Here is a 9,308-nt window from a genome sequence, read left to right as displayed (position 1 = left end):
TTCGCAAGAACAATCATCCCAAGTCAGAGGGCATCTGCGTACCCAGACACACCCCAAAACCACATCAACACCGGTGCATCCAGGTTCAACGTCCCTATTCCCACACACCCCCTCGCGACCGGACCGGTCACGCGGGACTGTCCGGCAAGCGCGCGGCGACGTCCTCCTCGGGGCTGCCGGACGCGCTACTGGCCCACGTAGGCGCGAAGGTGCTGTGCAGTGAGCGTGTCGCCGGACGCGACCAGGTCGGCCGGAGTCCCGGTGAAGACCACCTGGCCCCCGTCCGAACCGGCGCCCGGCCCCAGGTCCACGATCCAGTCCGCGTGCGCCATCACCGCCTGGTGGTGCTCGATGACCACCACCGTGTTCCCGTCGTCGACCAGTCGGTCCAGCAGTCCCAGCAGCTGGTCGACGTCGGCGAGGTGCAGGCCGGTGGTCGGTTCGTCGAGCACGTAGGTCGCCGACTTCTCCGCCATCCGGATGGCCAGTTTGATCCGCTGCCGTTCGCCGCCGGACAGCGTCGTGAGCGGCTGCCCGAGCCCGAGGTAGCCGAGGCCGACGTCGGAAAGCCGGTCCAGGATCGTCCGCGCCTGCCCTGAGGGGAAGAAGTCGCGCGCTTCGGCGACCGGCATCGCGAGGACCTCGCTGATGTTCTTGCCCCGCAGCTTGTACGTCAGCACTTCGGCAGTGAACCGCTTGCCCTCGCACTCCTCGCAGACCGTCGCCACCCCGGCCATCATCGCCAGGTCGGTGTAGATCAGCCCGATGCCCTTGCACTTCGGGCACGCGCCCTCGGAGTTCGCGCTGAACAGGGCCGCCTTGACGCCGTTGGCCTTGGCGAACGCGGTGCGGATCGGGTCGAGCAGGCCGGTGTAGGTCGCCGGGTTGCTCCGCCGCGAGCCGCGGATGGGCGACTGGTCGAGCACCACCACGTCGTCCCTTGTGGACAGTGAGCCGTGGATGAGCGAGCTCTTGCCCGAACCGGCGACCCCGGTGACCACGGTCAGCACGCCCAGCGGGACGTCGACGTCGACACCGCGCAGGTTGTGCCGGGTCGCGTTCCGGATCTCGATCCGCCCGGTCGGCACGCGGACGTCGGCGCGCAGCCGCGCCCGGTGGTCCAGATGCCGTCCGGTCAGCGTGCCGGACGCGCGCAGGCCGGCGACGTCACCGGTGAAGCAGATCTGCCCGCCGTGCGGCCCGGCGCCCGGTCCGAGGTCGACGACGTGGTCGGCGATCTCGATGGTCTCCGGTTTGTGCTCGACGACGAGCACCGTGTTCCCCTTGTCCTTCAACAGCAGGAGCAGGCCGTTCATGCGCTGGATGTCGTGCGGGTGCAGTCCGACGGTCGGCTCGTCGAAGACGTAGGTGACGTCGGTGAGGCTGGAACCCAGATGCCGCACCATCTTCACACGCTGCGCCTCGCCGCCCGAAAGCGTCCCGGACTCGCGGTCGAGGCTCAGGTAGCCGAGGCCGATCTCCACGAGCGAGTCGAGGGTGCCGCGCAGGGTCTCCAGCAGCGGGGCGACCGACGGGTCGTCGAGTTTGCGGACGACGTCGGCCAGGTCGCTGATCTGCATGGCCGAGCAGTCGGCGATGTTCAGCCCGTCGATCTTCGAGGACAGCGCCGCCTGGTTGAGCCGGGCACCGTCGCACGACGGGCAGTGCCGGAAGGTGATCGCCCGGTCCACGAACGCCCGGATGTGCGGCTGCGTCGCCTCCTTGTCCTTCGACAGGAACAGCCGCTGGACCTTCACCAGCAGGCCTTCGTAGTTGGTGTTGATCCCGGCGAGCTTGATCTTGGTGGCGGGCTTGTGCATGAAGTCTTCCCACTGCTGCGGGGTGTAGTCCTTCAGCTTGACCGCCGGATCGACGAAACCGGACTCGGCCAGCCCCTTCCAGTACCAGCCGCCCGGCGCGAAGTTCGGGACGGTGATCGCCCCTTCGTCGAGCGAAAGCTCCTTGTCGACGAGCTGGTCGATGTCGATGGTGGAGACCTTCCCCAGCCCCTCGCATTCGGGGCACATCCCCTCGGGAAGGTTGAAGCTGAACGCGCCCGACGTTCCGACGTGCGGCTTCCCCAGCCTGCTGAAGACGATCCGCAGCATGGTGTGCGCGTCGGTCGCGGTGCCGACCGTGGAGCGGGAGTTGGCCCCCATCCGCTCCTGGTCGACGACGATCGCGGCGCTCAGGTTCCGCAGCGCGTCCACGTCCGGCCGTCCGACGGGGGCCATGAAGGACTGGATGAACGCGGTGTAGGTCTCGTTGATCAGCCGCTGCGACTCCGCGGCGATGGTGCCGAACACCAAGGACGACTTCCCCGAACCCGAGACACCGGTGAAGACGGTGAGACGGCGCTTGGGGATGTCGACCGAGACGTCGGCGAGGTTGTTCTCTCTGGCTCCGCGGACCTGGATCATGTCGTGGCTGTCGGCGGCCGAAGGCATGGCTCTCCCCTGGTTGGAACTCTTTAGCCTGTAAAGTGAGGGTAGCAGAGGTTAGTTTATGCTGTAAGGAGTTGGCAAGTGGTCGTCTACGCGGCTCAAGGAGACCCTCGGCGGTCGATGGCCCTGCTGTGGCGGACGGAGTCGCCGGACACCGAGCGGCCAGGCCCCAAGCCCGGCCTTTCGGTCGAGCTGATCGTCGAAACCGCCATCACCATCGCGGACGCGGAGGGCATGGCGGGTCTTTCGATGCGGGCCGTCGGGGACACGCTCGGCCGCACGGCCATGGCGCTCTACACCTATGTCCCGAGCAAGAGCGAACTGCTCGATCTCATGTACGACAAGGCGCTCGCCGAGCTTCCGGTTTCCCATGGTGAAGGCGGCTGGCGGGCCGACGTCACGCGCTGGGCGGAGGACCTCTGGGCCTTCTATCTGCGCCATCCCTGGGTCTTGCAGATCTCGCAGGCCCGGCCGGTGCTCGGGCCGAACGAGTACGTCGTGCTGGAGGCGCTGGTGAAGATCCTGCGCCGGACCGGACTGGGCCCGGTGATGCTGCGGAGGCTGGTCAGCGCGCTGTACTCGTGCGTGCGCGAGCCCGCGAGGACGGCTTCCGAGGCGCGGCAGGCCGAAAAGGCGACGGGGCAGTCCGACGACGAGTGGTGGTACGCGCGGTCCGCGCATCTGCTGGAGGTCTCGCCGGACTTCGCCGAACGGTTCCCGACGCTGACCTGGATGGAGGGCGAGCAGGCGTTCCGGATGGAGGACGAGACGGTGTCCTATCTGGAGCAGGAGGCGAGAGAGGCCTTCGAGCTCTCGCTGGCGGTTCTCCTGGACGGAATCGAAGTCTCGATGAAAGCGGAGTAGCCTTCTCCGCATGCCCAGTGATTTCGCCTTGAAGACCATGAACGCCGTCCATCGCGTCATCCAGAAGGTCAGCGGCGGCCGCGCCGGCTGGCAGGTCGCCGGGATGACCGTCGTGGAGCTGACCACCATCGGCCGCAAATCCGGCCAGCCGCGCACCGTGCTGCTGACCTCGCCGTTGCGCGAGGGGGACGCGTACGTCGTCGTCGCCTCCCGCGGTGGCGACGACCAGCATCCGGCGTGGTTCCTCAACCTCCGCGACAATCCTGACGTCCAGGTCGGCCTGAAGGGCGAGACCGCGCTGCCGATGGTCGCGAGCGTCGCCGACGCCGATCTGCGCGCCCGCCTGTGGCCGAAGATCACCGCGGACTACAAGAACTACGCGCAGTACCAGACCAAGACCGAGCGGGAGATCCCCTTGGTCCTGCTCTCGCCCAAGGCTCAGAACAGGCCCTAGCACGGCATCCCCCGCATGAGGCGGGTCCATCGGCCCTACCGGTGAGTCGGTACGCCGGGGACCGTGGACCACGACGCAGTGGAACTACGAGAACGCGGGGATGCCGATGTCCGACTCCTTGGGTCTCGAGACGCTCGACCGCGAGCAGTGCCTGGCGCTGCTCGCGGGTGCCGGGCTCGGCCGGGTGGTGTTCACCTCCCGTGCCCTGCCGGCGATCCAGCCCGCCCGGTTCGCGCTCCACCACGGCGCGATCGTGGTGCGGACGCCGTCGCAGAGCGCGTTGTTCGCCGGGATCCTCGACAGCGTGGTGGCGTTCGCGGTCGACGACTTCGCCAAGGACCTCGGGACCGGTTGGTTCGTCACCGTCGTCGGCCGGGCCGCCGAGGTGCGTGATCCGATCGTGATCGCCGAGCTCGCGACCCTGCCGCTGGGCTGCTGGACTGGGCGGACGGACTCGCGATACCTCCGGATACCGATCGAGTCGGTAACCGGACGAAGGATCCTCGGCGTGTGCAGTAACGAAGCACTGTCCGTGATCGACGCACCAGAAGAGCGATCCGGGCGCGTTTGTCATTCCTGACCCCACTGCCCGGAGCGGTAGCCCGGGACGGTGACGGCGGTGCGGCGGGTGAGTGCGGCGAGTGACGCCAAGGCGCCCAGGATTCTGGACGCGGTGGCCGGGATCGCCCATGATCTCAGCCTGACCGATGTGTTGCGGCGCATGGTGGAATCCGCCTGCGAGCTGACCGGTGCGCCGTTCGGCGCGCTGAGCGTGTTCGATTCGGGAGAGTTCATCCGCTTCGCCGACGCCTGGGCGGAGCCGCCGCCGGAGGACGAATCGCGGGTGGTGCCCATCCGCCTGCGCGGCCGCATCTTCGGGATGCTGTACCTCGCCCGCAAACCGGACGGTGAGGAGTTCACCGAAGCCGAGGACGATCTGCTCGTCGCGCTCACCGCCGCGGCCGGTGTGGTGATCGAGAACGCCGCGCTGTTCGACCAGGTGCAGCGACGCGAGCGCTGGCTCGAAGCCTCCTATCACGTCACCGGCGCGCTCCTGACCGACCAGGATCTGACCGCGACCCTGCACCTCATCGCCGAACGCGCTCGCGTCGTCGCCGGCGGCACCGCGGGCGCGGTGGCCCTGCCCAGCGGCGACGGGCAGCTGGTCTTCGAGATCGTCGAGCCACCGGGGCCGGACGCCGACAAGCTCGCCGGCGTCGCCGTGCCCACCGAGGGCACCGCCACCGGGATGGCGTTCACCAGCGGGAAGCCCGTCGTGGTCCGGGACTACGGCGAGAAGGTGCTCCAGTACCAGGGCGACAACGCCTCCGCGATGCCAGCCGCGATCAAGGACCTGGACTCCACGATCGCCGTCCCGCTGATCGTCGGCGAGGAGAAACTCGGCGTCCTGCTGGTGGCGAAGTTCCGGGACCGGACGCCGTTCTCCGCCTACGACGTCCAGCTCGCCGAGACCTTCGCCGCGCACGCCGCGCTCGCGGTCGAATTCGCCCGCGCGCAACAGGACCGGCAGCGGCTCGCCGTCTTCGAGGACCGCGACCGGATCGCCCGCGACCTGCACGATCTGGTGATCCAGCGGCTGTTCGCGATCGGTCTCGGCCTGGAAGGGCTCAGCAGGCTCGCGGCCGAACCCGCCGTCGCCGACCGTGTGGGCGGCTTCGCGCACGAGATCGACCGCACGATCCGCGAGATCCGCAACAGCATCTTTTCGCTGCAGGAACCGGCGGAGGCGCAGGGCAGCCTCCGGTCGGAACTGCTGCGCGTCGCGCTGGACGCGGGCTGCGCGTCCGAACCCCGGGTCGGGTTCGACGGGCCGCTCGACTCGACGGTGCCGGACTCGGTGCGTTCCGATCTCATCGCGACCCTGCGCGAGGCACTGTCCAATGTGGTCAGGCACGCCGAGGCGACGACGGTGTCGGTCGACGTCTCCGTCGACCGCGACGGGCGGTGGCTGAAACTTTCGGTGGTGGACGACGGGGTCGGCATGCCCGCCGAACCCGGCCATCGCAGCGGGGTCGCGAACCTCGCCGAACGCGCGGCCCGCTGGAACGGGTCGTTCAGCGTCGAAGCGGGTCCGGAAGGCGGGACGAGGCTCGACTGGTCGGTGGAGTTGCCGGCCCGACAGGGGAGTGTGGGATGACGATTTCGGTGTTCCTGCTGGACGATCACGAACTCGTCCGCACCGGGCTCAAGACCGTCTTCGAGGCGGAGGACGACCTCACCGTGGTCGGCGAGGCGTCCACGGCCGCCGAGGCCTTCGTGCGGATCCCCGCGGTCAAACCGCAGGTCGCGGTGCTCGACGTCCGGCTGCCGGACGGTGAAGGGGTCAGCGTCTGCCGCGAGATCCGGGCGTCCGTCGACCCGCCGCCCGCCTGCCTGATGCTGACGTCGTACTCCGACGACGACGCGTTGTTCGGCGCGATCATGGCGGGCGCGGCCGGGTACATGCTCAAGCAGGTCTCCGGCGGCGCGCTGGTCAAGGCCGTCCGCACGGTCGCCGCCGGGGGATCGCTGCTGGACAGCACGCTGACGGCGTCGGTGATGAACCGCCTGCGTGGCGAGAGCGACCTCCCGGACCCGCGGTACGAACAGCTGAGCCCGCAGGAGCGACGCGTGCTCGACCACATCGCCGACGGGCTGACCAACCGCCAGATCGCCGAAAAGCTGTTCCTGGCGGAGAAGACGGTCAAGAACTACGTGTCGTCCCTGCTGCACAAACTCGGTTTCGAACGCCGCACCGCCGCCGCCGTCTATGCCACGCAGCGGCGCAAGCCCTCTTCCTAGAAGATGGTGAACCCGCCGGCGTAGCCGGGGTCTTCGCGCAGCACCCGGCGCAGTTCGTTGAGCGCCCGGTGCTGGGTGACGCGGACCGCGCCCGCGCTCGCCATGCCCAGCGTGTTCGCGGTCTCTTCGGCGCTGAACCCGTGGATCACGCGGAGCACCAGCACGTCGCGCTGTTTCGCCGACAGTACCTCGAACAGCCGGGAAAGCCGTCGGCTGCGATCCGCCTTCTCGACCTCTTCGAACGTCGGGTTCCACGGACCGTCCGGCTCGGGCTCCGGATCGGGGACCGGCGCGGACGGGTCGCGGGCCAGGTTCCGGCGGACGTCGGCGACCTTGTGCGAAGCGATCCCGAAGACGTACGGCAGGAAGCTGCTGTCCTGGTAGCTGTAGCGCGGCAAGGCGACCAGAACGGCCATGAGGACTTCCTGCGCGCAGTCCTCGGCGTTGGAGATGCCGCGCGTGGTCCCGCCCAGCCTGCCCGCGCAGTACCGGATCACGATCGGCCGGAGAAGCGTCAGCAGACCCCCGACGGCCCGCCGGTCACCCTGGATCGCCGCGCGGATCAACTCGCCGTCCGGCTCTCCCGGCCGGGGCACGCGCGAGGCACTCTTTCCCGCCGAGTGCGCATCAGCGCTGTATGTCGGGCGCACGGCTTCGGCCACGCCGGTCACGCCGGCTGAGCCGTTCTCGGTGTGTCCTTGTGCGTTCCCATGGTCCCCACCTCCCGAAAGCCCCCAGCCCTCTTTGGCCCTTCCGACGTTACGGAGCGCGTTCGCGCGTCACACCGGTCCAGCAGCCCGGAGTAGTCGGGTCTTTAGGCCCTGGTGTCCCCGGGGTATGGACTTTCGCCAGATTGGTCTAGACAATTAGCCCAGTGCGGCGGCAGGCCGCCCTTGATCCGGAGGAATCGCGATGAGGCGTTCCAGATCCCTGGCCTTTCTGGCCGTCGTGGTGCTCACCTTCGCCGGGCTGATAACGGGGGGCGGCACCGCGAACGCGGCCAACCTGCTCCTCAACCCCGGCTTCGAGGCGGGTTCCACGTCCGGCTGGTCCTGTGCGGCGGGCTCGGCCGTCACCACACCGGTCCGTTCGGGCGGTTACGCCGTCTCGGTCACGCCCGGCTCGACGATCGGGAAGTGCGCACAGACGGTATCCGTCAAACCCAGCACGACCTACGCGGTTTCCGCCTGGGTGAACGGGAATCCGGTGTACCTCGGGGTCACCGGCGGGCCGTCGACCTGGACCGCGGCGACGTCGTACACGCAGCTTTCGCTGTCGTTCACGACGTCGGCGACGCAGACGACGGCGGAGGTGTACGTCCACGGCTGGTACGGGTCGGGCACCTTCCTCGCGGACGACATCAGCCTCGACGGGCCTGGCGGAGGGACGCCGGGGGCGCCTCCGGTACCGGGAAATCCGGCCGTGGGCACGGTGACGAACACGTCGATCGCGCTGTCGTGGGGAGCCTCGGCGGGCACGGTGACCGGGTACCGCGTGTACGAAGGCGGGAACGTGGTCGCGACGGTGACCGGGACTTCGGCGACGATTTCCGGACTGACGGCCTGTACTTCGCACAACTATTCGGTGGCCGCGTACAACAGCGCGGGTGAATCGCCGAAAAGCACGGAGGCGGGCGCCACGACTGCCGGCTGCGTCGACACCGGCCTGCCGAAGCACGCGCTGATCGGCTACCTGCACGCGAGTTTCGCCAACGGCTCCGGGTACACGCGGATGGCCGACGTCCCGGCCGCGTGGGACATCATCAACCTTTCGTTCGGTGAACCGACTTCGGTGACCTCGGGCGACATCCGGTTCAACCGGTGCCCGGTGGCGGAATGCCCGACGGTGGAAAGCGACGCGGACTTCATCGCCGCGATCCGCGCGAAGCAGGCGCAGGGCAAGAAGGTCCTGATCTCCATCGGCGGGCAGAACGGCCAGGTCCAGCTGACCACGACCGCCGCGCGCGACGCCTTCGTCAGCTCGGTTTCCGCGATCATCGACCGGTACGGGCTGAACGGGCTCGACATCGACTTCGAGGGACACTCGCTGTACCTCAATTCCGGCGACAACGATTTCCGTAATCCGACCACGCCGGTGATCGTCAATCTCATTTCGGCGCTGAAGACCTTGAAAGCTCGCTATGGCGCGGGATTCGTGCTGACGATGGCGCCCGAAACGTTCTTCGTGCAGACCGGGTACCAGTACTACGGCGGTCTCGGCGGCGCCGACAACCGGACGGGTTCGTACCTTCCGGTGATCCACGCGATGCGGGACGCGCTGACCGTGCTGCACGTCCAGGACTACAACTCCGGGCCGGTGATGGGCCTGGACAACCAGTACCACTTCATGGGCGGCGCCGACTTCCACATCGCGATGACCGACATGATCAAGGCGGGCTTCACGGTGGCCTCGACCGGATTCCGGTTCCCGGGGCTGCGTGAGGACCAGATCGCGTTCGGCCTGCCCGCCGCGGTGAGCGCCGGCAACGGGCACACCGCGCCGGCGGCGGTGCACTCGGCGCTGAACTGCCTGGTGAAGAACTCCGGCTGCGGGTCGTATTCCTTGCGCGGTGGTGCTTCGCCGGCGTTGCGCGGGCTGATGACGTGGTCGATCAACTGGGACCGGTACTACGGCTGGGAATTCCAGAACGCCCACGAGCCTTTCCTGAACGCGCTGCCCTGATCCTGCTCTATGGTTGGTCCGCGAAGTACATGAAGGCCCCCTTCCTTGCGCTAGACGCAAGG

General features: G+C 68.4%; 8 protein-coding genes. 6 read left to right on the top strand and 2 right to left on the bottom strand.

Annotation, left to right across the window (positions count from 1 at the left end; genetic code table 11):
- Positions 1-185: 185 nt before the first annotated feature.
- Positions 186-2,447 (bottom strand): ATP-binding cassette domain-containing protein, encoded by a 2,262-nt coding sequence (locus ACFWMR_RS41310; RefSeq protein WP_378382333.1) that lies wholly within the window; start codon positions 2,445-2,447, stop codon positions 186-188.
- A 78-nt stretch (positions 2,448-2,525) separates the two neighbouring features.
- Here ACFWMR_RS41310 and ACFWMR_RS41305 point away from each other — a divergent pair, with 78 nt between their 5' ends.
- The 5 genes from ACFWMR_RS41305 to ACFWMR_RS41285 all read left to right on the top strand — a co-directional run bounded on the left by ACFWMR_RS41305 (position 2,526) and on the right by ACFWMR_RS41285 (position 6,564).
- On the top strand, positions 2,526-3,308 hold the full coding sequence (locus tag ACFWMR_RS41305) for a TetR/AcrR family transcriptional regulator (protein ID WP_378382332.1): 783 nt from the start codon (positions 2,526-2,528) through the stop codon (positions 3,306-3,308).
- 10 nt (positions 3,309-3,318) lie between these two features.
- A complete protein-coding gene (locus tag ACFWMR_RS41300; protein ID WP_378382331.1) occupies positions 3,319-3,762 on the top strand; it encodes a nitroreductase/quinone reductase family protein in 444 nt (147 codons plus the stop codon).
- 100 nt (positions 3,763-3,862) lie between these two features.
- The gene (locus ACFWMR_RS41295) at positions 3,863-4,342 is read left to right on the top strand and encodes a pyridoxamine 5'-phosphate oxidase family protein (protein WP_378277107.1); all 480 of its coding nucleotides are present in this window, start codon (positions 3,863-3,865) and stop codon (positions 4,340-4,342) included.
- A 30-nt stretch (positions 4,343-4,372) separates the two neighbouring features.
- Positions 4,373-5,920, top strand: a complete 1,548-nt coding sequence (locus tag ACFWMR_RS41290) for a sensor histidine kinase (protein WP_378382330.1) — start codon at positions 4,373-4,375, stop codon at positions 5,918-5,920.
- Positions 5,917-6,564 (top strand): response regulator, encoded by a 648-nt coding sequence (locus ACFWMR_RS41285; RefSeq protein ID WP_378382329.1) that lies wholly within the window; start codon positions 5,917-5,919, stop codon positions 6,562-6,564. The genes ACFWMR_RS41290 and ACFWMR_RS41285 overlap by 4 nt, the downstream gene beginning before the upstream one ends.
- Here ACFWMR_RS41285 and ACFWMR_RS41280 read toward each other — a convergent pair.
- Complete coding sequence (locus tag ACFWMR_RS41280; RefSeq protein ID WP_378382328.1) at positions 6,561-7,160, bottom strand: sigma-70 family RNA polymerase sigma factor; 600 nt, start codon at positions 7,158-7,160, stop codon at positions 6,561-6,563. The two genes, ACFWMR_RS41285 and ACFWMR_RS41280, sit on opposite strands and share 4 nt — an antisense overlap.
- A 316-nt stretch (positions 7,161-7,476) precedes the next feature.
- Here ACFWMR_RS41280 and ACFWMR_RS41275 point away from each other — a divergent pair, with 316 nt between their 5' ends.
- Positions 7,477-9,246, top strand: a complete 1,770-nt coding sequence (locus ACFWMR_RS41275; protein WP_378382327.1) for a chitinase — start codon at positions 7,477-7,479, stop codon at positions 9,244-9,246.
- Positions 9,247-9,308 lie beyond the last annotated feature (62 nt).

Origin of the sequence: Amycolatopsis thailandensis (assembly GCF_042723255.1) — a bacterium.
In the GTDB taxonomy this organism is placed as follows: domain Bacteria; phylum Actinomycetota; class Actinomycetes; order Mycobacteriales; family Pseudonocardiaceae; genus Amycolatopsis; species Amycolatopsis thailandensis.
Note: the sequence above shows the minus strand (reverse complement) of the source record. Positions and strands in the feature narration are given on the sequence as shown.

Bases quoted from the DNA above. Each gene is read 5' to 3' on its own strand.
- ACFWMR_RS41310 (WP_378382333.1), bottom strand. From the start codon at position 2,447: ATGCCTTCGGCCGCCGACAGCCACGACATGATCCAGGTCCGCGGAGCC.
- ACFWMR_RS41300 (WP_378382331.1), top strand. From the start codon at position 3,319: ATGCCCAGTGATTTCGCCTTGAAGACCATGAACGCCGTCCATCGCGTC.
- ACFWMR_RS41295 (WP_378277107.1), top strand. From the start codon at position 3,863: ATGCCGATGTCCGACTCCTTGGGTCTCGAGACGCTCGACCGCGAGCAG.
- ACFWMR_RS41285 (WP_378382329.1), top strand. From the start codon at position 5,917: ATGACGATTTCGGTGTTCCTGCTGGACGATCACGAACTCGTCCGCACC.
- ACFWMR_RS41275 (WP_378382327.1), top strand. From the start codon at position 7,477: ATGAGGCGTTCCAGATCCCTGGCCTTTCTGGCCGTCGTGGTGCTCACC.